The organism is Pseudomonas lurida (assembly GCF_002563895.1).
Lineage (GTDB): Bacteria > Pseudomonadota > Gammaproteobacteria > Pseudomonadales > Pseudomonadaceae > Aquipseudomonas > Aquipseudomonas lurida.
The window spans coordinates 4,633,183-4,658,285 of sequence record NZ_PDJB01000001.1; the positions used below are offsets into that span (position 1 = coordinate 4,633,183).

The following is a 25,103-nucleotide window of genomic DNA, read 5'->3' on the forward strand; positions in this document are numbered from 1 at the left end:
TGCAAATTTAAGTTAAATAAACCGCCGTTCTTGCCGATACCCCTTGAAAGCCTTGCGGATTGAACAATCATGCGTAATAACCAACCCGTTACCCAGCGCGAACGTACCTTCCCCGCTCAGCAACGGTTGATCTCCACCACTGATGCCAAAGGCGTGATCACCTACTGCAACGACGCCTTTGTCGAGATCAGTGGGTTCTCCCGCGACGAACTGGTGCGTGCCCCGCACAACCTGGTGCGTCACCCGGATGTTCCGCCGGCGGTGTTCGCGCACATGTGGTCAACGCTCAAACAAGGCTTGCCATGGATGGGCATTGTCAAGAATCGCTGCAAGAGCGGTGATCACTACTGGGTCAACGCCTACGTGACGCCGGTCTTCGAAGGCAATCAGGTCGTCGGCTACGAATCGGTGCGCATCAAGCCCACTGCCGAGCAGATCCGCCGCGCCGAAGCGCTCTACCGCCGCATCAACCAGGGCAAGTCGGCGATCCCCCAGCGCGACAAGTGGCTGCCGGTGTTGCAGGACTGGCTGCCGTTTATCCTGGTCAGCCAATTGAGCTTCATGATCGGTGCGTCGCTCAACTCCCACTGGGGCTTTGCCCTGGCGGCGGGGTTGTCAGTGCCATTGGGCCTGCTGGGCCTGAGTTGGCAACAGCGCGGCCTCAAGCGCCTGCTGCGCCTGGCCGAGCAGACCACTTCCGACCCGTTGATCGCGCAGATGTACACCGACAGCCGGGGCGCCCAGGCGCGTTTGGAAATGTCGATCCTCAGCCAGGAAGCACGCCTGAAAACCTGCCTCACACGCTTGCAGGATACGGCCGAACACCTCAACGACCAGGCCGCGCAGTCCAACACCCTGGCGCATAACAGCTCCAGCGGCCTGGAACGCCAGCGCGTGGAGACCGAACAGGTGGCCACCGCCGTCAACCAGATGGCGGCCACCACCCAGGAAGTCGCCAGCCATGTGCAGCGCACCGCCGATGCCACCCAGGAAGCCAATCGCCTGACCGGTCGCGGCCGCGATATCGCCGGGGAAACCCGCGAAGCGATCCAGCGTCTGTCGGTGGCCGTGGGCGAGACGGGCGTGACCGTCACCCAACTGGCCAAGGACAGCGATGAAATTGGTGGCGTGGTCGATGTGATCAAAGGCATTGCCGACCAGACCAACCTGCTGGCGCTCAACGCCGCCATTGAAGCCGCGCGTGCCGGCGAGATGGGCCGTGGGTTTGCGGTCGTTGCTGACGAAGTCCGTCAATTGGCGCAGCGCACCGCTGAATCGACCGGGCAGATCCATGCCCTGATCGCCAAGCTGCAACAGACGGCCGCTGCCGCCGTGCAAACCATGGACGCCGGGCATCGCCAGGCCGAAGAAGGCGTGGCGCGGGTGATGGAGGCGGATCAGGCGCTGGTGGGAATCAGCGAAGCGGTGGCGCACATCACCGACATGACCACCCAGATCGCCGCCGCGACTGAAGAGCAAAGCTCAGTGGCCGAAGAGATCAGCCGTAACATCAGCACCATTGCGTTGCTGGCGGACCAGACGTCGGAACAGGCGATGAACTCGGCGCAGTTGAGTGAAGAGCTGACCCATACGGCGAATACCCAGTATTCGCTGGTGGAGCGGTTCAACCGGTAGACCGCTTTCGCGAGCAAGCCCGCTCCCACATTTGAATGCATTCACACATCAAAATGTGGGAGCGGGCTTGCTCGCGAAGGGTCCCTAACAGGCGCCGAGAAACTCAGCGACCTTCACCGCCGCAGCCGCCAAATGCTGCTCATGCGTAAACCCCGACGCCTTCAACGGCTTCAAGTCATGATCCCCCGCCACCAACCACATCACCTCGATGCTCGGCGATAACACATACCCCTCCACCGTCGCCCGATTGCCCAGGGCATCGCGCTCGCCCTGCACAATCAAGGTCGGCGTCTTCAACCCCGCCAGATGCTCGACCCGTGGCTTCTCCGGCTTGCCCACGGCGTAGAACGGATACCCCAGGCACACCAGCGCATCGGCGCCCACTTCATCAGCCAACAAACTGGCCATGCGCCCGCCCATGGACTTGCCGCCAATCGCCAGTTTCCCAGCGACATGACGTCGCACCTCGGCAACCACCTCGCGCCAGGCTTCCAGCAGTTTAGGCGCCGGATTCGGCGGGCGTTTGCCGCCGTCCGCCCGGCGTTGGGCCATGTAGGGAAACTCGAAGCGCAACACGTTCACGCCATGCCCGGCAAGGCGTGCAGCCATGTCGTCCATGAAGCCTGAGTCCATCGGTGCGCCGGCGCCGTGGGCCAGGATCAACGTCACCGGCGCGCCCTTCGCAGCAGTCGATGCGGCATCCCACAACCAGCCCCGTTCCCGCACACACTGCGCCCATTGATCCCCGTCAATACTGGCCTTGTGCTCTTTGCCCATGCTTGCCTCGCTTTTTAGTCTGCCTATAACTCCAGCCCAAGTGCCGCATTTGCTTGGGTTGAACCGTGGATGGGGAACCATGAACACTACTTTAAGTACCGCCTATAACTACAAGGTGGTCCGCCAATTCGCCATTATGACGGTGGTGTGGGGCATCGTCGGCATGGGGCTCGGGGTTTTTCTCGCCGCCCAATTGGTCTGGCCTGCACTCAACTTCGATTTGCCCTGGACCAGCTTCGGCCGCCTGCGCCCGTTGCACACCAACGCGGTGATCTTCGCCTTCGGTGGCTGCGCGCTGTTCGCCAGCTCCTTCTACTCGGTACAACGCACCTGCCAGGCGCAGCTGTTCGCGCCGAAAATCGCCGCGTTCTGCTTCTGGGGCTGGCAGCTTGTCATTCTCTTGGCCGCCATCTCGTTGCCACTGGGCTACACCAGTTCCAAGGAGTACGCCGAGCTGGAGTGGCCGATCGACATCCTGATCACCATCGTCTGGGTCGCCTACGCCATCGTGTTCTTTGGCACGATCATGAAGCGCAACACCAAGCACATCTACGTCGGGAACTGGTTCTTCGGTGCGTTCATCATCACCGTGGCCATCCTGCATATCGTCAACAACCTGGAAATCCCGGTCAGCCTGACCAAGTCCTACTCCCTCTATGGCGGTGCGACGGATGCCATGGTGCAGTGGTGGTATGGGCACAACGCGGTAGGCTTTTTCCTCACCGCCGGCTTCCTGGGGATGATGTATTACTTCGTGCCCAAGCAGGCCGAGCGTCCGGTGTATTCCTATCGTTTGTCCATCGTGCACTTCTGGGCGCTGATCACCCTGTACATCTGGGCCGGCCCCCACCACTTGCACTACACCGCGCTGCCGGACTGGGCGCAGTCGCTGGGCATGGTGATGTCGCTGGTGCTGCTGGCCCCGAGCTGGGGCGGCATGATCAACGGCATGATGACGCTCTCGGGTGCCTGGCATAAGTTGCGCAGCGACCCGATCCTGCGCTTTCTCGTCGTCTCGCTGGCCTTCTATGGCATGTCGACGTTCGAAGGCCCGATGATGGCGATCAAGACCGTCAACGCCCTCTCCCACTACACCGACTGGACCATCGGCCACGTCCACGCTGGCGCCCTCGGCTGGGTGGCGATGATCTCCATCGGCGCGCTGTACCACATGATCCCGAAAGTCTTCGGTCGCGAGCAGATGTACAGCCTCGGCCTGATCAACGCGCACTTCTGGCTGGCCACCATCGGCACCGTGCTCTACATCGCCTCGATGTGGGTCAACGGCATCGCCCAGGGCCTGATGTGGCGTGCGGTCAACGAAGACGGCACCTTGACCTACTCCTTCGTCGAAACCCTGGTGGCCAGCCACCCAGGCTTCATCGTGCGGCTGGTGGGCGGTGCGGTGTTCCTCAGCGGAATGTTCCTGATGGCTTACAACACGTGGCGCACCGTGCGTTCGGCGCAGCCAGTCGAAGCCGCCACCACTGCGCAGCTGGCCTGAGGAGTCTGAGATGAAACACGAAACGATTGAAAAGAACGTCGGCCTGCTGATGTTGCTGATGGTGCTCGCCGTGAGCATCGGCGGCCTGACCCAGATTGTCCCGCTGTTCTTCCAGGACGTGACCAATAAGCCGGTGGAAGGCATGAAACCCTACACCGCGCTGCAACTGGAAGGCCGTGACATCTACATCCGCGAAGGCTGCGTACAGTGCCACTCGCAGATGATCCGCCCGTTCCGCGCCGAGACCGAGCGCTACGGCCACTACTCGGTCGCCGGCGAGAGCGTGTGGGACCACCCGTTCCTGTGGGGCTCCAAGCGCACCGGTCCGGACCTGGCGCGCGTCGGCGCACGCTACTCGGACGACTGGCACCGCGCGCACTTGTACAACCCGCGCAACGTGGTGCCGGAGTCGAAAATGCCAGCCTACCCGTGGTTGGTCACCGCCCAGGTCGACAGCAGCCACACCGAGACCAAGTTGAAAGTGATGCGCACCCTCGGCGTGCCGTACACCGACGACGACATCAGCGGCGCCGTGGCCAGCCTCAAGGGCAAGACCGAGATGGACGCGCTGGTGTCGTACCTGCAAGTGCTCGGCACCGCCATCAAGAGCAAGAGGTGAACCATGGGATTTGACTTCGATGCGGGCACCCTCCGCGGCCTCGGCACGCTGGTGGTCGCCATCGCCTTTATCGGCTTGTCGCTGTGGGTGTTCAACAGCCGGCGCAATGCGGAATTCGAGCAGGCACGCCTGCTGCCCTTCGCCGATGAACCCTCTCCATCCGACGCTCAAGAAGAGCCTGCAATAAGGAGCACTCGGCCATGACCCTATTCTGGAGTACATGGATCTGCGTACTGACCCTCGGCAGCCTGATCGGCTTGACCTGGCTTTTGATCGGCACCCGCAAGGGCGAGACCAAAGGCAGCGTCGACCAGACCATGGGCCATGCCTTCGACGGTATCGAGGAATATGACAACCCGCTGCCCCAGTGGTGGTTCATGCTGTTCGCCGGCACCCTGGTGTTTGCGGTCGGCTACCTGATCCTCTACCCGGGCCTGGGCAACTGGAAAGGCGTGTTGCCAGGCTATGAAGACGGTTGGACCCAGACCAAGGAATGGGACAAGGAAATGGCCAAGGCCGACGCCAGGTTCGGGCCGATCTTCGCCAAATTCTCGGCCATGCCCGTGGAAGAAGTCGCCAAAGACCCGCAAGCGCTGAAAATGGGCGGTCGCCTGTTTGCCTCCAACTGCGCGGTGTGCCACGGCTCGGACGCCAAGGGCGCGTTTGGTTTCCCGAACCTGGCGGACAACATCTGGCGCTGGGGGGGGTCGGCCGAGGCGATCAAGACCACCATCCTGAACGGCCGTCATGCGGCGATGCCGGCCTGGGGTGACATGCTCGGCGACGAAGGCGTGAAGAACGTCGCCGCCTATGTACGCCACGATCTGGCCAAGCTGCCCCTGCCGGCTGATAGCACTGCCGACCTGGCGGCTGGCCAGACTGCATTCAACACCACCTGTGTTGCCTGCCACGGTCCGGAAGGCCACGGCATGGAAGCCATGGGGGCGCCCGACCTGACCAAGCCGGCCGGCTACATCTACGGCACCAGCCTCGCGCAGTTGCAGCAGACCATCCGTCACGGCCGCCAGGGCCAGATGCCAGCGCAGGAAGCGCTGCAGGGCAATGACAAGGTGCACCTGCTGGCGGCTTACGTGTATAGCCTGACCCATCAATAGCAGCAGGTGAGCGGCAAGATTTAAGCGTCAAGCTGCAAGTGACGAGCCCCCCGCTCTGATCTTGCAGTTGCTTTTACGTGCAGCTTGCAGCTTGAAACATCCCACCGCCGCTCTGCGGCCCTTTGTCACACCCTTCCAAAGCACACCTTTCCCCCCCTCACTTTCGGGTCTACGCTTGTTCCCACAGCGGACCAATCCTGGCGTACGCAACGACATTCGTTGCGACCCCAAAATTTTCCTGTCCACTCGATCAGCTTTCGATTTCTGATTTTGTCCCTACGCAAAACATGGAAAGGGCGCAGAATCTGGCGTGGAACGCATTGATACAGGTCAGCCATTGCGTTGCAATGGCCCCTCGCTTTCTACATACTTGCGGCCGATTTTACCTATAAAAAAACCTAAACCGTGGAACCTTAGAATGAGCACAGCAATCAGTCCGACTGCTTATAACTATAAGGTAGTCCGCCAGTTCGCCATCATGACGGTGGTCTGGGGGATCCTTGGCATGGGGCTCGGGGTGTTCATCGCCTCGCAATTGGTTTGGCCGGAATTGAATTTCGGCTTGCCATGGACGACCTTCGGTCGCCTGCGCCCGCTGCACACCAACCTGGTGATCTTTGCCTTCGGTGGATGTGCCCTGTTTGCCACCTCCTACTATGTCGTGCAGCGAACCTGCCAGACGCGACTGATCTCCGACAGCCTCGCGGCCTTCACCTTCTGGGGCTGGCAAGCGGTCATCGTGAGCGCCATCGTCACCCTGCCACTGGGGTACACCACCACCAAGGAATACGCCGAGCTGGAATGGCCGATCGCCATTTTGCTCGCCATCGTGTGGGTGACCTATGCCGTGGTGTTCTTCGGCACCATCGTCAAGCGCAAGACCAAGCACATCTACGTGGGCAACTGGTTCTACGGCGCCTTCATCCTGGTGACGGCGATGCTGCACATCGTCAACCACGCTTCGTTGCCGGTGAACCTGTTCAAGTCCTACTCGGCCTACGCCGGGGCCACGGACGCGATGATCCAGTGGTGGTACGGCCACAACGCCGTCGGGTTTTTCCTGACCACCGGTTTCCTGGGGATGATGTACTACTTCGTGCCGAAACAGGCCGAACGTCCTATCTACTCGTATCGCCTGTCCATCGTGCACTTCTGGGCGCTGATCACCCTATACATCTGGGCCGGCCCGCACCACTTGCACTACACCGCGCTGCCGGACTGGGCGCAGTCCCTGGGCATGGCCATGTCGATCATCCTGCTGGCCCCGAGCTGGGGCGGCATGATCAACGGCATGATGACCCTGTCGGGCGCCTGGCATAAGCTGCGCACCGACCCGATCCTGCGCTTCCTGGTGGTGTCCCTGGCGTTCTACGGCATGTCGACCTTCGAAGGGCCGATGATGGCCATCAAGACTGTCAACTCGCTGTCCCACTACACCGACTGGACCATCGGCCACGTACACGCCGGCGCCCTCGGTTGGGTGGCGATGATATCCATCGGCGCGCTGTACCACATGATCCCCAAACTGTTCGGCCGAGCGCAGATGCACAGCGTCGGGCTGATCAACACCCACTTCTGGCTGGCAACCATCGGTACCGTGCTCTATATCGCCTCGATGTGGGTCAACGGCATCACCCAGGGCCTGATGTGGCGTGCGATCAACGATGACGGCACCCTCACCTACTCCTTCGTCGAAGCGCTGCAAGCCAGCCACCCGGGCTACATCGTCCGCGCCCTGGGCGGTGCGTTCTTTGCCGCCGGCATGCTGTTCATGGCCTACAACGTCTGGCGCACCGTGCGTGCTTCCGACCCTGCAGAAGCCGAAGCCGCCGCCAAGATCGCCGTTGTGGGAGCCCACTGATGAAGCATGAAGTAGTCGAGAAGAATATCGGCCTGCTGGCCTTCTTCATGGTCATCGCCGTGAGTATCGGCGGCCTGACCCAGATCGTTCCGCTGTTTTTCCAGGACGTGACCAACAAGCCGGTGGAGGGCATGAAGCCGCGCACCGCCCTTGAACTGGAAGGCCGCGACGTCTACATCGCCAACGGTTGTGTCGGCTGCCACTCGCAGATGATCCGTCCGTTCCGTGCAGAAACCGAACGCTACGGCCATTACTCGGTCGCCGGTGAAAGCGTGTGGGACCACCCGTTCCTGTGGGGCTCCAAGCGGACCGGCCCGGACCTGGCCCGTGTCGGCGGGCGTTACTCCGATGACTGGCAACGTGCGCACTTGTACAACCCGCGCAACGTCGTGCCCGAGTCGAAGATGCCGGCGTACCCGTTCCTCGTGGAAAACAAGCTCGACGGCAAGGACACCGCGAAGAAGATGGAAGTCTTGCGCACCCTGGGCGTGCCCTACACCGACGAAGACATCGCCGGTGCAGCCGCCGCCGTGAAGGGCAAGACCGAAATGGACGCATTGGTGGCCTACCTGCAAGGCCTGGGCACCCTCATCAAAAGCAAACGGTGACCTACATGGATATCGGGATGATTCGAGGCCTGGGCACCGTTGTGGTGATGGTGGCCTTTATCGGCCTGGCGTTGTGGGTGTTCAGCCCCAAGCGCAAGTCGGAGTTTGACGACGCGACCATGCTGCCCTTTGCGGATGATCCCGAAGCCATCAAGCACGTCGAGCAAGCTTCTAGGAGTAACAAAGAATGACTACGTTCTGGAGTCTGTACGTCACAGTCCTCAGTCTGGGTACCATCTTCGCCCTGACCTGGCTGCTGCTGTCCACCCGCAAGGGCCAGCGCGCCGAGCAAACCGACGAAACCGTCGGCCACTCCTTCGACGGCATCGAGGAGTACGACAACCCGCTGCCCAAGTGGTGGTTCATGCTGTTCGTCGGCACCATCATCTTCGCCCTCGGCTACCTGGCGCTGTACCCTGGCCTGGGCAACTGGAAAGGCCTGCTGCCGGGCTACGGCTACCTCGACAACGACAAGCAAACCCCCTTCGCCAATGGCCAGACCGGCTGGACGGGCGTGCACGAATGGGAAAAGGAAATGGCCAGGTCGGACGCCAAGTTCGGCCCGATCTTTGCCAAATTCGCCTCGATGCCGATTGAAGAAGTGGCCAAGGACCCGCAAGCCCTGAAGATGGGTGGCCGCCTGTTCGCCTCCAACTGCTCGGTGTGCCACGGTTCCGACGCCAAGGGCGCCTATGGCTTCCCTAACCTGACCGATGCCGACTGGCGTTGGGGTGGCGAGCCGGCCACCATCAAGGAAACCATCATGAAGGGCCGCCACGCGGTGATGCCAGCCTGGCTGGATATCCTCAAGGAACAAGGCGTCAGCGATGTGGCCGCGTTCGTCGTCACCAACCTCGACGGCCGCAAGCTGCCGGAAGGCGTCAAGGCGGACGTTGCCAACGGCGAGAAACTCTTCGCCGCCAACTGCGTGGCCTGCCACGGCCCGGCCGGCAAAGGCACCCCCGCCATGGGCGCCCCCGACCTGACCCACCCGGGCGCCTTCATCTACGGTTCCAGCTTCGCCCAACTGCAGCAGACCATCCGTTGGGGCCGCCAGGGCCAGATGCCTGCGCAGGAGCAACTGCAAGGGAACGACAAGGTGCACTTGCTGGCCGCGTATGTTTACAGCTTGTCCCATGGGGATAAGAAGGCCGAAGAGCAGTAAGACAAACGGCAATGAAAACTGGCCTTGCCAGCGGTAGCTGGCAGGGTCTTTTTTTGAAGACACCACAGACCCACATTTGCCTGGCTTTGTTTTAAGTAACCGAGGCTCTGCCGCCCACCACAACCGCCAAAACCGTCCATACTTCCCAAGTCAATTGATCCAGATCACATACACCATCAATTAATTTCCCCCAACGCGACCAAAGGTCGCACCCTTTGCGCAGCACCGGGGGCGTATCATTAGGCCACTGCAACACCCCTAATTTGACCCCGGTTGGCACGTACTGGCCGAGGCAAATCTCCACCGCCGTGGGATGCAATGATGAGCAACCAAATACCGGTACACGACGTTACCCCGCCTACCAAAAACGCGAGCCAATCCGTCGACCTCTACGCGTCACGAGAGAAAATCTACACCCGCGCCTTCACCGGCCTGTTTCGCAATCTGCGCATGCTGGGTGGTGCCGGCCTGTTCCTGCTCTACTTCGGCACGGTGTGGCTGAACTGGGGCGGCCACCAAGCCGTGTGGTGGAACTTGCCGGAGCGTAAGTTCTTTATTTTTGGCGCGACGTTCTGGCCCCAGGACTTCATCCTGCTTTCGGGCATCCTTATTGTTGCGGCGTTTGGCCTGTTCTTCATCACCGTGTACGCCGGTCGCGTGTGGTGCGGTTACACCTGCCCGCAAAGCGTGTGGACGTGGATCTTCATGTGGTGTGAAAAGGTCACTGAAGGCGACCGCAACCAACGCATCAAGCTCGATAAAGCGCCGATGGGTGCCAACAAATTCCTGCGCAAATTCAGCAAGCACACCCTATGGCTGCTAATCGGTTTTGCTACCGGCATGACCTTTGTCGGCTACTTTTCGCCGATCCGCGAACTGGTGTTCGACTTCTTCACCGGCCAGGCCGATGGCTGGTCGTATTTCTGGGTAGGTTTCTTCACCCTCGCCACCTATGGCAACGCCGGCTGGCTGCGCGAACAGGTGTGTATCTACATGTGCCCGTATGCGCGTTTCCAAAGCGTGATGTTCGACAAAGACACCCTGATCGTCTCCTACGACCCGCGCCGTGGTGAGGTCCGTGGCCCGCGCAAAAAAGGCACTGACTACAAGGCCGAGGGCCTGGGCGATTGCATCGATTGCACGATGTGCGTGCAGGTGTGCCCGACCGGTATCGATATCCGCGACGGCCTGCAGATCGAGTGCATCGGCTGCGCGGCCTGTATCGACGCCTGTGACAACATCATGGACAAGATGGAGTACCCACGCGGCCTGATCAGCTACACCACCGAACACAACCTGTCGGGGCAGAAAACCCACAAGCTGCGTCCTCGCTTGATCGGCTACGCCCTGGTATTGCTGACGATGATCAGCCTGTTGGTGGCGGCCTTCTTCATGCGCTCGCTGGTGGGTTTCGATGTGAGCAAGGACCGTGTGCTGTACCGCGAAAACGCCGAAGGCCGGATCGAAAACGTGTACAGCCTGAAGATCATGAACAAGGACCAGCGTGACCACACCTACGTGCTCGACGCCGCCGGCCTGCCCGACCTCAAGTTACAAGGCCGCCGCGAGATCAAGGTGGCTGCCGGAGATATCGTCAGCATGCCGGTGGAGCTGTCGAGTGCGCCGGAGCAATTGCCGTCGAGCACCAACGAGGTGAAATTCATCCTCACCGATGCCGATGACGCCAGCGTCCACATTGAAGCCAAGAGCCGATTCATCGGCCCGCAAGTTCGTTAATCAAGAGAACCGAACAATGTCCGTAGCAACTGCCGCAAGCCCTTGGTACAAGCACCTCTGGCCCTGGATCATCATCGGGATCCTGGCCTGCTCGGTGACGCTGACCCTGTCCATGGTCACCATTGCGGTGAATAACCCGGACAACCTGGTCAACGACAACTACTACGAGGCCGGCAAAGGCATCAACCGCTCCCTGGACCGCGAGCTGCTGGCCCAGACCCTGCAATTGCGCGCCAAGGTGCACCTGGATGAGCTGACCGGTGAAGTCGAGGTGAACCTCACCGGCAACAGCAACCCGACCACGTTGGAATTGAACCTGATTTCCCCGACCCAGCCGCAGAAGGATCGCAAGATCAACCTGGCCCGCAGTGACAGCGAACCCGGCCGCTACATTGGCCAGGTCACCGACAAGGTCGAAGGTCGGCGCTTCGTCGAATTGCTCGGTGTGGAAGGTGATCGTACCTGGCGCATGTTCGAGGAAGAACTGGTCAGCCACGACAAGGACTTGCTGCTGGGTGATGAGCCGTTGCAAGGCGCCGAAGACCTGAAGAAGTAAAAAGCCTGCGCTTCGCGCATCGCGGGCAGGCCCGCTGCCACACTGGATCACGGTCCCTGTGGGAGCCGGGCTTGCCCGCGGTGAGGCCCTAACAGCCGACTAAGATCCATAGCCATGACCAGCCCAATCCCCTGCTACCACTGCGCCCTGCCCGTCCCGCCAGGCAGCCGTTTCACCGCAGTGATCCTCGGCGAACACCGCGAGCTGTGCTGCCCCGGCTGCCAGGCCGTGGCCGAAGCGATCGTGGCCGGCGGCCTGGAAAGCTATTACCAGCACCGCAGCGAAGCCTCGGCCAACCCCGAGACGCTGCCGGTGCAACTGGTGGACGAGCTGGCGCTGTATGACCGCGCCGATGTGCAAAAACCCTTTGTGCGCCACGACGGCGAACTGGCTGAAGCCACCTTGCTGATGGAAGGCATCAGCTGCGCCGCCTGCGGCTGGCTGATCGAAAAACACTTGCGCCGCCTGCCCGCCGTGGCCGAGGCCCGGCTGAACCTGTCCAACCATCGCTTGCAGGTGCGCTGGGCGGACGGGCAGCTGCCGCTGAGCCAGTTGCTCAGCGAGTTGCGCCATATCGGTTACGCCGCGCATCCCTATCAGGCGGACCGCGCTGCCGAACAACTGGCCAGTGAAAACCGCCTGGCCCTGCGTCAATTGGGCGTGGCCGGCCTGCTGTGGTTCCAGGCCATGATGGCGACCATGGCCACCTGGCCGGAATTCAATATCGACCTGAGCCCGGAGCTGCATGTGATCCTGCGCTGGGTGGCGATGTTTCTTACCACACCCATCGTGTTCTACAGCTGCGCACCGTTCTTCAAGGGCGCCCTGCGCGACCTGCGCACGCGCCACCTGACCATGGATGTCTCGGTGTCATTGGCCATTGGCGGCGCCTACCTGGCGGGCATCTGGACCGCGATCACCGGCGTGGGTGAGTTGTACTTCGATGCAGTGGGCATGTTTGCGCTGTTCCTGCTGGCCGGTCGTTACCTTGAGCGCCGGGCCAGAGAGCGCACGGCCGCCGCCACCGCGCAGTTGGTGAACCTGCTGCCCGCCTCGTGCCTGCGGCTCAAGACCGATGGCCAAAGTGAACGCATCCTGCTCCCGGAACTGGTGCTGGGTGACCGCGTCCTGGTGCATCCGGGCGCCGTGCTGCCGGCGGACGGGGTGATCCTCGACGGCCAATCGAGCATCGACGAATCCCTGCTCACCGGTGAGTACCTGCCACAACCGCGCCAGACCGGTGACGCAGTCACGGCGGGCACGCTGAATGTCGAGGGGGCCCTGACCGTCGAAGTGCGTGCCTTGGGCCATGAAACGCGATTGTCCGCCATCGTGCGCCTGCTGGAACGGGCCCAGGCCGAGAAACCACGCCTGGCGCAGATCGCTGACCGCGCCGCGCAGTGGTTCCTGTTGTGCTCGCTGATTGCCGCCGCCCTGATCGGCTTGCTGTGGTGGGAGCTGGACGCGTCACGGGCGTTCTGGATTGTGCTGGCAATGCTGGTGGCGACCTGCCCGTGTGCATTGTCCCTGGCCACCCCCACCGCCCTCACCGCCGCCACCGGCACCTTGCACAAACTCGGGCTGCTCCTGACCCGTGGTCATGTGCTGGAAGGGCTGAACCAGATCGACACGGTGATTTTCGACAAGACCGGCACCCTCACGGAAGGACGCCTGGCGTTGCGCGCCATCCGCCCCTTGGGCGCGTTGAGCACTGACCTGTGCCTGAGCCTCGCCGCCGCCCTGGAACATCGTTCCGAACACCCGATTGCCCGCGCCTTTGGCCGCGCACCGCTGGTCGCCGATGAGGTGCTCAGTTCGCCTGGGCTTGGCCTGGAAGGCCGCGTGGGTGAGCGTCTCCTGCGCATTGGTCAACCGGGTTTCGTCTGCGCACTCAGTGGCTGCCCGATTCCCGCAGCGCCGGAGGTCTCTGGCCAATGGCTGCTGCTCGGCGACCGCGAAGGCGCCCTGGCCTGGTTTGTGCTCGACGACCGCCTGCGCTGCGACGCGCCCGCATTGCTGGCCGCGTGCAAGGCGCGCGGATGGCGCACGCTGCTGCTGTCCGGGGACAGTTCGCCGATGGTCGCCAGTGTCGCCGCTGAGCTGGGGATCGATGAAGCCCACGGCGGCTTGCGCCCCGATGACAAGCTGCAGGTGCTGCAACGACTGCACAAGGAAGGCCGCAAGGTGCTGATGCTCGGCGACGGGGTCAACGATGTGCCGGTACTGGCCGCAGCCGATATCAGCGTGGCCATGGGCACGGCCACCGACCTGGCCAAGACCAGCGCCGACGCGGTGTTGCTGTCCAACCGCCTGGATGCCTTGGTACAGGCTTTCACCCTGGCGCGACGCACCCGCCGGGTAATCATTGAAAACCTGCTGTGGGCCGGGCTGTACAATGGCCTTATGCTGCCGTTTGCCGCCCTGGGCTGGATCACCCCCATCTGGGCCGCGATCGGCATGTCCCTCAGTTCGTTGACCGTGGTACTCAACGCCCTGCGCCTGACTCGCCTGCCGAGCGCGCCGGTGGCCCGAGCCCCTTCAGTAACCCGCCCGCTGCCGGCTTGAACCGCGCGGGCATGGAGTGCAGATGCCAGCTTTATACGTGATGATTCCGGCGGCGCTGCTGTTAGTGGGCGTGGCCATCTACATCTTCTTCTGGGCAGTGGACAGCGGCCAGTACGACGACCTCGACGGCCCGGCCCACAGCGTGCTGTTCGACGACCAGGACCCTAACCATCTGGCCGCCATCGACGAAGCCAACGACGCCGAACACCCGCCCAAGCCCAAAGACCCACCCCATGCTTGAACTGGCGCCGCTGCTGGTCTCCGCACTGATCCTTGGCCTGCTGGGCGGCGGGCATTGCCTGGGCATGTGCGGCGGGTTGATGGGTGCACTGACCCTGGCGATCCCCAAGGAACAGCGCGGCCGCAGGTTTCAACTGCTGCTGGCCTACAACCTGGGGCGCATCCTCAGTTATGCCGCGGCCGGCGTGTTGATCGGTTTGGCCGGCTGGGCGGTGGCGAACAGCCCGGCGGCGATGTTCATGCGCGTACTGGCCGGGCTGCTGCTGATCAGCATGGGCCTGTACCTCGCCGGCTGGTGGAGCGGCCTCACCCGTATCGAAAGCCTCGGGCGCGGCCTGTGGCGCTATATACAGCCCGTCGCCACCCGTTTGCTGCCGGTGTCCAGCCTGCCGCGCGCATTGCTGCTGGGCGCGCTATGGGGTTGGTTGCCGTGCGGGTTGGTCTACAGCACGTTGCTGTGGGCGGCGAGCCAGGGCAATGCACTGGACAGCGGGTTGCTGATGCTGGCATTCGGCTTGGGTACCTGGCCGGTATTGCTGGCGACGGGCTTGGCCGCCGAGCGGGTGACGGCGCTGCTCCGCAAACGCAGCGTACGCGTGGCTGGCGGCTTGCTGGTCATACTCTTCGGTATCTGGACGTTACCCGGGCCGCACCAGCACTGGTTGATGGGCCACTGAATCACCCTGTGGCATAGCGCCGCTCCCCGTTGATGCAAATCAACATGCCACCTGCGGCGCGCCCCTAGACTCGGCCCACTAGCCTATCCGGGGGAACGCCCGCATGCTCGACGCCATTCGTTGGGACGCCAATCTGATTCACCGCTACGACCTCGCGGGACCGCGCTACACGTCCTACCCCACCGCCGTACAATTCGACAGCCAGGTCGGCACGTTCGACCTGCTCCACGCCCTGCGCGACAGCCGCAAGGCCGTAAGGCCCCTGTCGCTGTACGTGCATGTGCCGTTCTGCGCGAACATCTGCTACTACTGCGCCTGCAACAAGGTCGTCACCAAGGACCGTGGCCGCGCCCAGGCCTACCTGCAACGCCTGGAGCAGGAAATCCAGCTGGTGGCCTGCCACCTCGACCCTAAACAGCGGGTGGAACAGCTGCACTTTGGCGGCGGCACCCCGACCTTTCTCAGCCACGACGAACTGCGCCAGGTCATGAACTGCCTGCGCCAGCATTTCAACCTGCTGGACGACGACTCCGGCGACTACGGCATCGAGATCGACCCTCGCGAGGCGGACTGGGCCACCATGGGCCTGCTGCGTGAGCTGGGTTTCAACCGCGTGAGCATCGGCCTCCAGGATCTCGACCCCGAGGTGCAACGGGCCGTCAATCGCCTGCAAAGCCTGGAGGAAACCCGCGCGGTGATCGATGCGGCGCGCACCCTGCAATTTCGCTCGATCAATATCGACCTGATCTACGGCCTGCCCAAGCAAACGCCGATCAACTTCGCGCGCACCGTGGAAGAGGTGATCAGGCTGCAACCGGACCGCTTGTCAGTGTTCAACTACGCCCACCTGCCGGAGCGCTTCATGCCCCAGCGGCGCATCAACACCGACGAACTGCCGTCCCCGGCGTCAAAACTCCTGATGCTGCAAACCACCATCGAGCAACTGACCCAGGCCGGCTACCGCTACATCGGCATGGACCACTTCGCTCTGCCGGACGACGAGCTGGCGGTGGCCCAGGAAGAAGGCACCCTGCAACGCAACTTCCAGGGCTATACCACGCACGGGCATTGCGATCTGATCGGGCTCGGGGTGTCGGCGATCAGCCAGATCGGCAACCTGTACTGCCAGAACAGCAGCGACCTCAACGGCTACCAGAACACCCTGGCCGGCGCACAGCTGGCCACCAGTCGTGGCCTGGTCTGCACCACGGACGATCGGTTGCGACGGGCGGTGATTCAGCAGTTGATCTGTAATTTCAGCCTGGCATTCGAGGCGATCGAGCAGGCCTTCACCATTGATTTTCGCGGCTACTTTGACGACATCTGGCCGCAACTCGAGGTCATGGCCCAGGATGGCCTGATCGAACTCGACGCCCAGGGCATTCGTGTGCTGCCGGCTGGGCGGTTGCTGGTGCGTTCGGTGTGCATGGTGTTCGATGCCTACCTGGAGCACCAGAACAGGCAGCGATTTTCACGGGTGATTTGAGCCGGCGTTACCGCGACGCCAGGCTCATGGCCTCCATCTGCGACTCGGCGGGCTCGTCTTTCATGGCCTTGCCCAGTTGCAACTGGGCCATCGTCAGGCTGCTCTGCAGCATCGCCAACGCCGACTGCAGGTTACCCACCCGAGTCATGCGCTGCTCCGGACTCATGGAGGTGTCGGCCTGGGCCGCAGCGATCTCGGCCATTTTATCCGCGATCTGTTTTTTCAACTCACGGATCATTTTCAGCAACTGCTTGACGTTGTCCTTGAGGTTGCTGTCGTCGATGTCTTTATTGGAATCATTCTTGGCAGCCTGGAAGCCGGCACTGGAAATCGTCACCGCGACACCCTCGACCGGCTTGGCGTCGGCCTGTGGGGCCAATGGATTGCCAGCGTCTTCTTCCACCGCGTCCTTTTTCGGGTCCGGCACTGTAGGAATATGAACACTTGAGGGGTTAACACCACCGATGGAAAGCATGATCCGAGCCCTGGATTATTGAGGTACACGTCTGTATCGACCCTGATACAAAAAGCTTTATACCGCTGCCGGTTTTTTGTACACGCTGGCCTCAGCGCCCCCCGGTGCGTTACCCTTACGTCTTATGTGTGTTTTCCCACAAGGATCTAAGAAATGTCCGAGCCAGTTAAACTGCGCGCTCACAGCCAGGCTCATTGCAAGGATTGCAGCCTGGCCCCCCTCTGCTTGCCACTTTCGTTGAATTTGGAAGACATGGATGCGCTGGACGAGATCGTTAAACGCGGTCGCCCGCTGAAAAAAGGCGAGTTTCTGTTTCGCCAGGGCGACAAGTTCGATTCCGTTTATGCAGTACGTTCGGGTGCGCTGAAGACATTCAGCCTGAGCGACGGCGGCGAGGAGCAGATCACCGGGTTCCATCTGCCCAGCGAACTGGTGGGGTTGTCGGGCATGGACACCGAGATTCACCCGGTGTCGGCCCAGGCGCTGGAGACCACCTCGGTGTGCGAAATACCCTTTGAGCGCCTGGACGAACTGGCGCTTCAATTGCCGCAACTGCGCCGCCAGTTGATGCGCGTCATGAGCCGCGAGATTCGCGATGACCAGCAAATGATGCTGCTGTTGTCGAAAAAAACCGCCGATGAACGCATCGCGACCTTCCTGGTCAACTTGTCGGCGCGGTTCCGTGCCCGTGGGTTCTCGGCCAATCAGTTCCGCTTGAGCATGTCGCGCAATGAAATCGGCAACTACCTGGGCCTCGCGGTAGAAACCGTGTCCCGCGTGTTTACCCGCTTCCAGCAAAACGCACTGCTGGCCGCCGAAGGCAAGGAAGTGCATATCCTCGACCCGATCCAGCTGTGCGCGCTGGCGGGTGGTTCGCTCGAAGGTTAAGAGAGCGGCGGGGCCCGGCACCTGCGGCGCGCCAATCGGCGAGGCCGCAGGTATACTTCGAGTCCGTTTCCAGCCCCAGGACTCTTCGACGATGACCTTCGATTCGTTCGACATCAAATCCCTGATCCGCCCTGTCATCGACTTCCCCAAGCCTGGGGTGATCTTCCGTGACATCACGCCCCTGTTCCAATCGCCCCGCGCCCTGCGCCTGGTGGCGGACAGCTTTGCCCAGCGTTATGTCGAAGCCGATTTCACCCATATCGGCGCGATGGATGCGCGCGGTTTCCTGATCGGCTCGATCATCGCCTATCAACTGAACAAGCCGCTGATCCTGTTCCGCAAGCAGGGCAAGCTGCCAGCGGACGTACTGGCCGAGGGTTACCAGACCGAGTACGGCGAGGCCTTCCTGGAAGTGCATGCTGACAGCCTGTGCGAGGGCGACTCGGTATTGATGTTCGATGATTTGATTGCCACGGGCGGCACCCTGATCGCGGCGGCGAACCTGGTGCGGCGCATGGGGGCAAAGATCTTCGAAGCGGCGGCGATCATCGACCTGCCGGAGCTGGGGGGTTCGCAACGCCTGGAAGACATGGGGATTCCGACGTTTTGTTTGACGCAGTTTGCATTGACTGAACGGTAAGGGTCGCCAGGGCTGGCCTCATCGCAGGCAAGCCCGCTCCCACAGTTAACGGTGTTCATCAATCAAACTGTGGGAGCTGGCTTGCCTGCGATGAGGCCCGAAAGACCAGCAAGGATTACAACCCCATCTGCTTACTGATGATCTCGTTCATCACCTCCCGCGTCCCCCCGCCAATCGACAGGATGCGGTTATCCCGATACAACCGCTCCACCAGGTTACCGCGCATATAACCCTGCCCACCGAGGATCTGCACGGCGTCGTAGGTGACGCGATCAGCGGTGTCGGTGGCGAGGTTCTTGGCCATGGAGATCTCCTTGATCACGCTGATGCCGGCGGCCATTTTTGCCGCCTGCCGGTAGGTGAATTCGCGGGAGACTTCCACGGCGGTCGCCATCTCTGCCAGGCGATGCTTGATCACCTGGAATTTGCCGATGGGCTTACCGAAAGCTTCGCGCTGGGTGGCCCATTTGAGACTTTCCTCCAGGGCCAACTGCGCGGTCATGTTGGCCATCAGGGCCAGGGCCAGGCGTTCGCTCTGGAAGTTGCCCATGATGCAGGCAAAGCCCATGTTCTCAGCGCCGATCAAATTGCCTACGGGCACCCGGCAATCGTCGAAGAATAATTCAGCCGTGTCCGACGCCCACCAGCCCATTTTCTTCAACGGCTGGCCCACGTTGAAACCGGGGGTGTCTTTTTCGATCAGCAGCAAGCTGATACCGGCAAAGCCCGGCCCGCCAGTACGTACGGCCACGGTGTAGAAATCGGCGCGGATACCGCTGGTGATGAACGTCTTGCTGCCGCTGACGCGGTAATGGTCACCGTCGCGAATGGCGCGGGTCTGCAGGCTGGCCACATCGGAACCACCGCCCGGTTCAGTGACCGCCAGGGCGATGATCTTCTCGCCCGACAACACCTGGGGCGCCACGCGCTCGCGCACCTCGGGCCGGGCCCATTTGACGATCGGCGGCAGGCCGATATCCAAGGAGCCCAGCCCCGCCACGACACCGCCCGAGCCACAGCGCATCAACTCCTCGCTGGCGGCCACCTTGGCGAACAAGTCACCTCCATGGCTTCCTCCCAGGGCTTCGGGATAACCAATACCAAGGATCCCCGCCGCGCCGGCCTTGAGGTACAGCTCCCGCGGGAAACTGTGCGCCTCCTCCCACTGCTCGATGCCCGGCAACATCTCGCGCTCGACAAAGCGACGCACGCTGTCGCGGACCAATTGGTGGCTGGGGTCGAAGTAGTCCTGATAGGCAGACATCGGCAAGCTCCATGGCGAGATGGAGCGAACTTACCAAGCGCTTGCTTGGTTATCAACCCCCCTACAAAACCCGCCGCCCACCTGTGTGTTGCCGTGTTCTTTAGAGCGCGATCGGTTTACGTCCGGCAAAGGAATGCGCCAGCGTCCCACCGTCCACCATTTCCAACTCGCCACCTAGCGGTACGCCGTGGGCAATGCGCGAGGTGATCAAGCCTTTGTTGGTCAGCAATTGGGCGATGTAATGCGCGGTCGCCTCACCTTCCACCGTCGGGTTGGTGGCCAGGATCACCTCGGTAAACGAGCCCTGTTCTTCGATGCGAGCCACCAGCTGCGGAATGCCGATGGCTTCAGGGCCCAGGCCGTCCAACGGCGACAGGTGACCCTTGAGCACGAAGTAGCGCCCGCGATAGCCGGTCTGCTCGACCGCGTAGACATCCATCGGCCCTTCCACTACGCACAGCAGCGTGTCGTCACGGCGCGGGTCGGCGCATTGCGGGCAGAGTTCTTCCTCAGTAAGGGTGCGGCACTGGCGGCAGTGCCCTACCCCGGTCATGGCCTGGCTGAGGGCCTGGGCCAACCGAGTGCCGCCACTGCGGTCACGCTCGAGCAATTGCAGCGCCATACGCTGGGCGGTTTTCTGACCCACGCCCGGCAATGTGCGCAGGGCGTCGATCAGTTGGCGAATCAGGGGGCTGAAGCTCATGGGCAATGGTCCGACAAAACAACGAGACGCGGTTTATACCCGCGCCCCGGATTAGCGTCAAATCCTCAATCCTGCGCGACGCGCACCACCAACTTGCCGAAGTTGCGCCCTTCCAGCAAACCGATAAAGGCTTCGGGCGCCTGCTCGAGGCCGTCCACCACGTCTTCGCGGAACTTGATCTTGCCGTCCCGCACCCACGGCGCCATGGCGCTGAGGAACTCGGGCTGGCGGTCACCGTAGTCATCGAAGACGATAAAGCCCTGGATGCGCACTCGCTTGGTCAACAGCGTGCGCTGCAGCGCCGGCAAGCGGTCAGGCCCGCTGGGCGCTTCATGGGCGTTGTACCCGGCGATCAGGCCGCACAGTGGAATGCGCGCCTTGGGGTTGAGCAGCGGCACCACCGCATCGAACACCTTGCCGCCGACGTTTTCATAATAGATATCGACGCCCTTGAAGCACGCCAGGGCCAGATCATCGGCAAAGGTCGCGCTCTTGTGGTCGACGCAGGCATCGAAGCCCAGTTCGTCCACCACATAGCGGCATTTCTCGGCGCCCCCCGCGATCCCGACGACGCGCAGGCCCTTGAGCTTGGCCACCTGCCCCACCACTGAGCCCACTGCACCGGACGCGGCTGCCACCACCAAGGTTTCCCCATCCTTGGGCTGGCCGATGTCCATCAGGCCCATGTAGGCGGTCATCCCCGGCATGCCCAGCACGCCCAAGGCCATTGACGGGCTGGCCAGCCCATTGGGCACGGGCATCAGGTTGCGACCATCGGAAATGCTGTGGCTTTGCCAGCCGGTAGAGCCGACCACCAGGTCGCCCACTTCGAATTTTGGATTACGTGATTGCTCGATACGGCTGACAGCCCCGCCGGTCATCACCTCGTCGATCTCCACCGGGGCTGCGTAGGACGGTGCATCGCTCATACGTCCACGCATGTAGGGGTCGAGGGAAAGGTACAGGGTTTTCAGCAGGACCTGGCCGTCTGCGAGCTCCGGCAGATTGACGCGCTCCAGGCGGAAATTCTCCGGGGTCGGTGCGCCTTGGGGGCGTGAAACCAGGACAATGCGCTGGTTCAGGGTCGGTTCTTGAGGCATGAAGGGGCTCCTTTATCGAATGCGTCGGTATAGGGTGCAGACCATGCGTGACGTGCCAGGGTTCGATCCAATTGGCACAAACAAAAATGCCAGGCACGAGGCCTGGCATTGGAGTCTAGCTAACGCTCACCCATCAGAACGGCAGTTTCATGCCCGGTGGCAGTTGCATGCCAGCGGTCACGCCGCCCATTTTTTCCTGGCTGTTGGCTTCGATCTTGCGCACGGCGTCGTTGACGGCCGCGGCGAACAGCGCCTCGAGCATTTCCAGGTCATCTTCGCCAACGCCTGGCAAGACGCTTGGGTCGATGCTCACGCGCTTGATGTCGTGACGACCGGTCATCACGACGCTGACCATATCGCCACCGGCTTTACCGGTGACTTCGGCGTTGGCCAGTTCTTCCTGCATCTTGGCCATCTTTTCCTGCATCTGCTGTGCCTGCTTCATCAGGCCGGCCATGCCACCTTTCATCATGGGAATCACCTCAAAAGTACGTGGATCAATTAATAGCCCGGTTTCATGACGCCTGGGGCACCGGGGCTTCGACAGGTTCAATAGTATCGTGACGGACGACCGCACCGAACTGTTGCATCATTTGCTGGATGAGCGGATCACCCTGGATCGAATCCTCGGCCTCACGCTGACGGTTGATACGTCGACGGGTCGCGGCCTGGGCCGGGGTTTCCTGCTCGGGCTTGATCAGCTCGATGGTGATGGTCAGCGGGCGCTCATGGTACTGGTTAAGCGCATCGTTGAGGCGGCGCTGCTGGGTGGCGTTGAACAGGGCGCTGTGGGCCGGGTCCAGGTGCAACAGCCAGTGGTCGCCCTCGATGGAGATCAGTGTGCAGTTGGCGGCGATGCTGCCGGTCATGCCGGAAATCGGCAATTTGGGGAACAGCTCCAGCCATTGCAGGGCCAGGCCGGTGGCCGGGGCTGCAGCGGGTTCCGCCTCGGGCTCGGGGGCCGGTTCGGCGGTGTGTTCGCTGGCCAGGTCGTCCAGGTAGCTGTAGGCGGAATCCATGTCCGGCTCGATGTAGTCTTCGTCCAGCGGCGGTTCGTCGTCGAGGTCGATACCCGGCGTGGCGGCTTCCACCTGAGCCACGGTGGGCTCGGGAACCGGTGCAGACACCCACTCGGGAGCATCCGGCACTACGCTGTCCGGGGTCGGCGTGGGCATCGGCGTCAGTTCGGGCTGCTCACCGCTGGTTTCCAGCACAGGCTCCACGGCCGGCGCCAACTCGACGTCGACGTCCGCCTCTACCGGATCATTCCAGGGCAGGTCGACGACCGGCTCAGGCTCACTCGCTGGCTCAGGCTCGACCACTGGCGCAGCAGCGACAGGCTCAGGCTCAGCCAGCGCAGCGACAGGCGTCGGCGCAGCCGCCACTGGCGCAGCCACTGCCGCGCCAGCCACTGGTTTGGCGGAATCAACTGTGGCCTGGCTGATCCCCACTGGCTTTAGCGGCTGTCTCGGCGCATCGGGCGCGTCGGCGGGCCGGAAGGCCAGCATTCGCAGCAGCACCATTTCGAAGCCCCCGCGCGGGTCGGGCGCCAGGGGCAGGTCGCGGCGACCAATCAGGCCCATCTGGTAGTAGAACTGCACATCTTCGGCCGGCAACGCCTGCGCCAGGGCCAGCACGCGGTCGCGGTCGCCATGGCCGTTGTCGACCCCTTCAGGCAGGGCCTGGGCGATAGCAACGCGGTGCAGCACATTGAGGATTTCCGAGAGCACGCCATTCCAGTCCGGGCCTTGCTCCGACAGGTGACGCACGGCTTCAAGCAACGCCTTGGCGTCGCCTTCGATCAGCGCGTGCAACACGTCGAACACCTGGCCGTGGTCCAGGGTCCCGAGCATGGCGCGCACGTCGGCGGCCATGACCTTGCCTTCACCAAAGGCGATGGCCTGGTCGGTGAGGCTCATGGCATCACGCATCGAGCCATCGGCGGCGCGGCCGAGCAACCACAGTGCGTCGTCTTCGAACGGTACGTTCTCGACACCCAGCACGTGGGTCAAATGCTCGACAACCCGCTCGGGGGTCATGTTTTTCAGGGAAAACTGCAGGCACCGCGACAGAATCGTTGCAGGAAGTTTCTGCGGGTCAGTGGTGGCCAGGATGAATTTGACGTAGGGCGGCGGCTCTTCCAGGGTTTTCAACAAGGCGTTGAAGGAATGGCTCGACAACATGTGCACTTCGTCGATCAGGTAGACCTTGAAGCGGCCACGGCTGGGCGCGTATTGCACGTTGTCGAGCAGCTCGCGAGTGTCTTCGACCTTGGTACGGCTCGCGGCGTCGATTTCGATCAGGTCGACAAAGCGCCCTTCGTCGATTTCCTTGCACACCGAGCAGGTGCCGCACGGCGTCGACGTGATACCGGTTTCACAGTTCAGGCATTTGGCGATGATGCGCGCAATGGTGGTCTTGCCCACGCCCCGGGTACCGGTGAACAGGTAGGCATGGTGCAGCCGTTGGCTGTCCAAGGCATTGATCAGAGCCTTGAGCACATGGGTCTGGCCGACCATTTCGCGGAACGAGCGCGGACGCCATTTACGTGCAAGAACCTGATAACTCATCGAAAACCGTCGCAACTGGGAAGCGGGAGCCGGTAATGCTAGCGGAGCAAGGGGGAAATTGCATCCGGCACGCTCGCCTAATCTGACTAAGCTTGCGTGGTTGGCCCCAAAAAGGCCTGAACCCGGAGTGTGTATGCGCGTAGTCCTGGGCGCTTTATGGATGATCACCGCGGCTTGCCTCGCAGCGCCTGCACCGTTGCGCTTCTCGGTTTCCGACAGCTGGGCCATGCCCATGGTGCAACTGGAAGACGGCCGGCCTACCCAGGGTATTTTGTATGACCTGATGTTGAGCCTGGCCACCCAGGTCGGTCGACCCGCGCAATTCCATGTACTGGCGCGGGCGCGTATCGCGGGCGCCATGCAGCACGGCGACATCGATGTGCGCTGTTATGTCACCCAGGCCTGGGTCGACAACCTGTCCGGTGATTACACCTGGAGCCTTCCCTTGATGGTGCAGCGCAACCTGTTGGTCAGCACCCACATTCCCCCGCAGCCGGTGCAGGTCGGCAAACTGGCACCACAAGCCATCGGCACGGTGCTCAATTACCGCTATGCCACCCTCGAACCGCTGTTTGCCAGCGGCCAACTCAGCCGCGACGATGCCCGCAGCGAAGAGCAGGTGCTGCACAAACTGGTGGCTGGGCGCTTCAAGTTTGCCGTGACCAATGAATGGATCCTCGACCGCTTCAACCAGCGGATGCCAGTGGGCAAACGGCTGCACAAGGTCGCGGTGATCGATGAGCAGAACCTCGGCTGCACCGTGCGCAATGACCCGGACGTGCCGGTGCAGCAAATCCTGCGCACCTTGCTGCGGATGAAGATGTCGGGCGAAATCGACCAGATCATCCAGCTCTACACCGGTGAGACTCCTGACAGGAACTGACAGCACCGCCTTATAGACTCGGCGCCCTCAATCAA

Annotated in this window: 25 protein-coding genes; 18 read left to right on the forward strand and 7 right to left on the reverse strand. The window is 62.2% G+C overall.

Annotated features, from left to right (window positions below):
• Nucleotides 1–69: 69 nt before the first annotated feature.
• Nucleotides 70–1,635: a methyl-accepting chemotaxis protein gene (locus ATH90_RS20960; RefSeq protein ID WP_034108134.1), complete on the forward strand. Its 1,566-nt coding sequence runs from the start codon at nucleotides 70–72 to the stop codon at nucleotides 1,633–1,635.
• Nucleotides 1,636–1,719: 84 nt separating this feature from the next.
• On the opposite strand, the gene ATH90_RS20965 is transcribed toward ATH90_RS20960, so the two are convergent.
• Nucleotides 1,720–2,412, reverse strand: coding sequence for an alpha/beta family hydrolase (locus tag ATH90_RS20965; RefSeq protein ID WP_098467194.1), 693 nt, complete (start codon nucleotides 2,410–2,412; stop codon nucleotides 1,720–1,722).
• Nucleotides 2,413–2,491: 79 nt separating this feature from the next.
• On the opposite strand from ATH90_RS20965, the gene ccoN (ATH90_RS20970) reads away from it, so the two are divergent.
• The 14 genes from ccoN (ATH90_RS20970) (at nucleotide 2,492) to hemN (ending at nucleotide 16,545) form a co-directional block, all read left to right on the forward strand.
• Entirely contained in the window at nucleotides 2,492–3,916 is a 1,425-nt protein-coding gene (ccoN, locus tag ATH90_RS20970; protein WP_034108138.1) for a cytochrome-c oxidase, cbb3-type subunit I, read from the forward strand.
• A gap of 10 nt (nucleotides 3,917–3,926) precedes the next feature.
• Nucleotides 3,927–4,535 carry a cytochrome-c oxidase, cbb3-type subunit II gene (ccoO, locus tag ATH90_RS20975; RefSeq protein WP_034108140.1) on the forward strand — a complete coding sequence of 203 codons (609 nt, stop codon included), beginning with the start codon at nucleotides 3,927–3,929 and terminating at the stop codon, nucleotides 4,533–4,535.
• Between the two features lie 3 nt (nucleotides 4,536–4,538).
• Nucleotides 4,539–4,739, forward strand: a complete 201-nt coding sequence (locus ATH90_RS20980) for a cbb3-type cytochrome oxidase subunit 3 (protein ID WP_034108142.1) — start codon at nucleotides 4,539–4,541, stop codon at nucleotides 4,737–4,739.
• Nucleotides 4,736–5,650 carry a cytochrome-c oxidase, cbb3-type subunit III gene (gene ccoP, locus ATH90_RS20985; RefSeq protein ID WP_034108144.1) on the forward strand — a complete coding sequence of 305 codons (915 nt, stop codon included), beginning with the start codon at nucleotides 4,736–4,738 and terminating at the stop codon, nucleotides 5,648–5,650. Before ATH90_RS20980 ends, ccoP (ATH90_RS20985) begins: the two co-directional genes overlap by 4 nt.
• A 418-nt stretch (nucleotides 5,651–6,068) precedes the next feature.
• Complete coding sequence (gene ccoN / locus ATH90_RS20990; protein ID WP_034108146.1) at nucleotides 6,069–7,511, forward strand: cytochrome-c oxidase, cbb3-type subunit I; 1,443 nt, start codon at nucleotides 6,069–6,071, stop codon at nucleotides 7,509–7,511.
• The gene (gene ccoO, locus ATH90_RS20995) at nucleotides 7,511–8,119 is read left to right on the forward strand and encodes a cytochrome-c oxidase, cbb3-type subunit II (protein ID WP_025854274.1); all 609 of its coding nucleotides are present in this window, start codon (nucleotides 7,511–7,513) and stop codon (nucleotides 8,117–8,119) included. The genes ccoN (ATH90_RS20990) and ccoO (ATH90_RS20995) overlap by 1 nt, the downstream gene beginning before the upstream one ends.
• 5 nt (nucleotides 8,120–8,124) lie before the next feature.
• Complete coding sequence (locus ATH90_RS21000; protein WP_016775513.1) at nucleotides 8,125–8,310, forward strand: CcoQ/FixQ family Cbb3-type cytochrome c oxidase assembly chaperone; 186 nt, start codon at nucleotides 8,125–8,127, stop codon at nucleotides 8,308–8,310.
• Nucleotides 8,307–9,284 (forward strand): cytochrome-c oxidase, cbb3-type subunit III, encoded by a 978-nt coding sequence (gene ccoP / locus ATH90_RS21005; protein ID WP_034108149.1) that lies wholly within the window; start codon nucleotides 8,307–8,309, stop codon nucleotides 9,282–9,284. The genes ATH90_RS21000 and ccoP (ATH90_RS21005) overlap by 4 nt, the downstream gene beginning before the upstream one ends.
• A 321-nt stretch (nucleotides 9,285–9,605) precedes the next feature.
• The gene (gene ccoG / locus ATH90_RS21010; RefSeq protein ID WP_034108151.1) at nucleotides 9,606–11,021 is read left to right on the forward strand and encodes a cytochrome c oxidase accessory protein CcoG; all 1,416 of its coding nucleotides are present in this window, start codon (nucleotides 9,606–9,608) and stop codon (nucleotides 11,019–11,021) included.
• 16 nt (nucleotides 11,022–11,037) lie between these two features.
• Nucleotides 11,038–11,577 (forward strand): FixH family protein, encoded by a 540-nt coding sequence (locus ATH90_RS21015; RefSeq protein ID WP_034108154.1) that lies wholly within the window; start codon nucleotides 11,038–11,040, stop codon nucleotides 11,575–11,577.
• Between the two features lie 114 nt (nucleotides 11,578–11,691).
• A complete protein-coding gene (locus ATH90_RS21020; protein WP_098467195.1) occupies nucleotides 11,692–14,142 on the forward strand; it encodes a heavy metal translocating P-type ATPase in 2,451 nt (816 codons plus the stop codon).
• Between the two features lie 22 nt (nucleotides 14,143–14,164).
• Nucleotides 14,165–14,383 (forward strand): cbb3-type cytochrome oxidase assembly protein CcoS, encoded by a 219-nt coding sequence (gene ccoS / locus ATH90_RS21025; protein WP_034108158.1) that lies wholly within the window; start codon nucleotides 14,165–14,167, stop codon nucleotides 14,381–14,383.
• Nucleotides 14,376–15,059 carry a sulfite exporter TauE/SafE family protein gene (locus ATH90_RS21030; RefSeq protein WP_034108160.1) on the forward strand — a complete coding sequence of 228 codons (684 nt, stop codon included), beginning with the start codon at nucleotides 14,376–14,378 and terminating at the stop codon, nucleotides 15,057–15,059. The genes ccoS and ATH90_RS21030 overlap by 8 nt, the downstream gene beginning before the upstream one ends.
• A 103-nt stretch (nucleotides 15,060–15,162) precedes the next feature.
• Nucleotides 15,163–16,545 (forward strand): oxygen-independent coproporphyrinogen III oxidase, encoded by a 1,383-nt coding sequence (gene hemN, locus ATH90_RS21035; protein WP_069077988.1) that lies wholly within the window; start codon nucleotides 15,163–15,165, stop codon nucleotides 16,543–16,545.
• Between the two features lie 7 nt (nucleotides 16,546–16,552).
• Here the strand turns inward: hemN and ATH90_RS21040 are convergent, their stop codons facing one another.
• Nucleotides 16,553–17,020: a hypothetical protein gene (locus tag ATH90_RS21040; protein ID WP_069077989.1), complete on the reverse strand. Its 468-nt coding sequence runs from the start codon at nucleotides 17,018–17,020 to the stop codon at nucleotides 16,553–16,555.
• A 153-nt stretch (nucleotides 17,021–17,173) separates the two neighbouring features.
• On the opposite strand from ATH90_RS21040, the gene fnr reads away from it, so the two are divergent.
• Together fnr and ATH90_RS21050 are read left to right on the forward strand one after the other, a co-directional pair.
• Entirely contained in the window at nucleotides 17,174–17,908 is a 735-nt protein-coding gene (fnr, locus tag ATH90_RS21045) for a fumarate/nitrate reduction transcriptional regulator Fnr (RefSeq protein WP_015885309.1), read from the forward strand.
• Nucleotides 17,909–17,999: 91 nt separating this feature from the next.
• Complete coding sequence (locus ATH90_RS21050; RefSeq protein ID WP_046035975.1) at nucleotides 18,000–18,548, forward strand: adenine phosphoribosyltransferase; 549 nt, start codon at nucleotides 18,000–18,002, stop codon at nucleotides 18,546–18,548.
• A gap of 115 nt (nucleotides 18,549–18,663) precedes the next feature.
• Here the strand turns inward: ATH90_RS21050 and ATH90_RS21055 are convergent, their stop codons facing one another.
• The 5 genes from ATH90_RS21055 to dnaX all read right to left on the reverse strand — a co-directional run bounded on the left by ATH90_RS21055 (nucleotide 18,664) and on the right by dnaX (nucleotide 24,185).
• Nucleotides 18,664–19,812 carry an acyl-CoA dehydrogenase family protein gene (locus tag ATH90_RS21055; RefSeq protein ID WP_034108168.1) on the reverse strand — a complete coding sequence of 383 codons (1,149 nt, stop codon included), beginning with the start codon at nucleotides 19,810–19,812 and terminating at the stop codon, nucleotides 18,664–18,666.
• 100 nt (nucleotides 19,813–19,912) lie between these two features.
• Nucleotides 19,913–20,515 (reverse strand): recombination mediator RecR, encoded by a 603-nt coding sequence (gene recR / locus ATH90_RS21060; protein WP_034108170.1) that lies wholly within the window; start codon nucleotides 20,513–20,515, stop codon nucleotides 19,913–19,915.
• Between the two features lie 65 nt (nucleotides 20,516–20,580).
• A complete protein-coding gene (locus tag ATH90_RS21065; protein ID WP_034108171.1) occupies nucleotides 20,581–21,615 on the reverse strand; it encodes an NADP-dependent oxidoreductase in 1,035 nt (344 codons plus the stop codon).
• Between the two features lie 133 nt (nucleotides 21,616–21,748).
• Nucleotides 21,749–22,087, reverse strand: coding sequence for a YbaB/EbfC family nucleoid-associated protein (locus tag ATH90_RS21070; RefSeq protein WP_003175481.1), 339 nt, complete (start codon nucleotides 22,085–22,087; stop codon nucleotides 21,749–21,751).
• Nucleotides 22,088–22,130: 43 nt separating this feature from the next.
• Complete coding sequence (gene dnaX / locus ATH90_RS21075) at nucleotides 22,131–24,185, reverse strand: DNA polymerase III subunit gamma/tau (RefSeq protein WP_098467196.1); 2,055 nt, start codon at nucleotides 24,183–24,185, stop codon at nucleotides 22,131–22,133.
• 133 nt (nucleotides 24,186–24,318) lie between these two features.
• Here dnaX and ATH90_RS21080 point away from each other — a divergent pair, with 133 nt between their 5' ends.
• Nucleotides 24,319–25,068: a substrate-binding periplasmic protein gene (locus ATH90_RS21080; RefSeq protein WP_034108175.1), complete on the forward strand. Its 750-nt coding sequence runs from the start codon at nucleotides 24,319–24,321 to the stop codon at nucleotides 25,066–25,068.
• The last annotated feature ends 35 nt before the right edge of the window (nucleotides 25,069–25,103 follow it).

Bases quoted from the DNA above. Each gene is read 5' to 3' on its own strand.
- ATH90_RS21040 (WP_069077989.1), bottom strand. From the start codon at position 17,020: ATGCTTTCCATCGGTGGTGTTAACCCCTCAAGTGTTCATATTCCTACA.
- ATH90_RS21080 (WP_034108175.1), top strand. From the start codon at position 24,319: ATGCGCGTAGTCCTGGGCGCTTTATGGATGATCACCGCGGCTTGCCTC.
- ATH90_RS21050 (WP_046035975.1), top strand. From the start codon at position 18,000: ATGACCTTCGATTCGTTCGACATCAAATCCCTGATCCGCCCTGTCATC.
- ATH90_RS21055 (WP_034108168.1), bottom strand. From the start codon at position 19,812: ATGTCTGCCTATCAGGACTACTTCGACCCCAGCCACCAATTGGTCCGC.
- fnr (WP_015885309.1), top strand. From the start codon at position 17,174: ATGTCCGAGCCAGTTAAACTGCGCGCTCACAGCCAGGCTCATTGCAAG.
- dnaX (WP_098467196.1), bottom strand. From the start codon at position 24,185: ATGAGTTATCAGGTTCTTGCACGTAAATGGCGTCCGCGCTCGTTCCGC.
- ccoN (WP_034108146.1), top strand. From the start codon at position 6,069: ATGAGCACAGCAATCAGTCCGACTGCTTATAACTATAAGGTAGTCCGC.
- ccoN (WP_034108138.1), top strand. From the start codon at position 2,492: ATGAACACTACTTTAAGTACCGCCTATAACTACAAGGTGGTCCGCCAA.
- ATH90_RS20960 (WP_034108134.1), top strand. From the start codon at position 70: ATGCGTAATAACCAACCCGTTACCCAGCGCGAACGTACCTTCCCCGCT.
- ccoP (WP_034108149.1), top strand. From the start codon at position 8,307: ATGACTACGTTCTGGAGTCTGTACGTCACAGTCCTCAGTCTGGGTACC.
- ccoO (WP_025854274.1), top strand. From the start codon at position 7,511: ATGAAGCATGAAGTAGTCGAGAAGAATATCGGCCTGCTGGCCTTCTTC.
- ATH90_RS21070 (WP_003175481.1), bottom strand. From the start codon at position 22,087: ATGATGAAAGGTGGCATGGCCGGCCTGATGAAGCAGGCACAGCAGATG.
- ccoP (WP_034108144.1), top strand. From the start codon at position 4,736: ATGACCCTATTCTGGAGTACATGGATCTGCGTACTGACCCTCGGCAGC.
- ATH90_RS21015 (WP_034108154.1), top strand. From the start codon at position 11,038: ATGTCCGTAGCAACTGCCGCAAGCCCTTGGTACAAGCACCTCTGGCCC.
- ccoS (WP_034108158.1), top strand. From the start codon at position 14,165: ATGCCAGCTTTATACGTGATGATTCCGGCGGCGCTGCTGTTAGTGGGC.
- ATH90_RS20965 (WP_098467194.1), bottom strand. From the start codon at position 2,412: ATGGGCAAAGAGCACAAGGCCAGTATTGACGGGGATCAATGGGCGCAG.
- ccoG (WP_034108151.1), top strand. From the start codon at position 9,606: ATGAGCAACCAAATACCGGTACACGACGTTACCCCGCCTACCAAAAAC.
- recR (WP_034108170.1), bottom strand. From the start codon at position 20,515: ATGAGCTTCAGCCCCCTGATTCGCCAACTGATCGACGCCCTGCGCACA.
- ATH90_RS21030 (WP_034108160.1), top strand. From the start codon at position 14,376: ATGCTTGAACTGGCGCCGCTGCTGGTCTCCGCACTGATCCTTGGCCTG.
- ATH90_RS21065 (WP_034108171.1), bottom strand. From the start codon at position 21,615: ATGCCTCAAGAACCGACCCTGAACCAGCGCATTGTCCTGGTTTCACGC.
- ATH90_RS21000 (WP_016775513.1), top strand. From the start codon at position 8,125: ATGGATATCGGGATGATTCGAGGCCTGGGCACCGTTGTGGTGATGGTG.
- ccoO (WP_034108140.1), top strand. From the start codon at position 3,927: ATGAAACACGAAACGATTGAAAAGAACGTCGGCCTGCTGATGTTGCTG.
- ATH90_RS21020 (WP_098467195.1), top strand. From the start codon at position 11,692: ATGACCAGCCCAATCCCCTGCTACCACTGCGCCCTGCCCGTCCCGCCA.
- hemN (WP_069077988.1), top strand. From the start codon at position 15,163: ATGCTCGACGCCATTCGTTGGGACGCCAATCTGATTCACCGCTACGAC.
- ATH90_RS20980 (WP_034108142.1), top strand. From the start codon at position 4,539: ATGGGATTTGACTTCGATGCGGGCACCCTCCGCGGCCTCGGCACGCTG.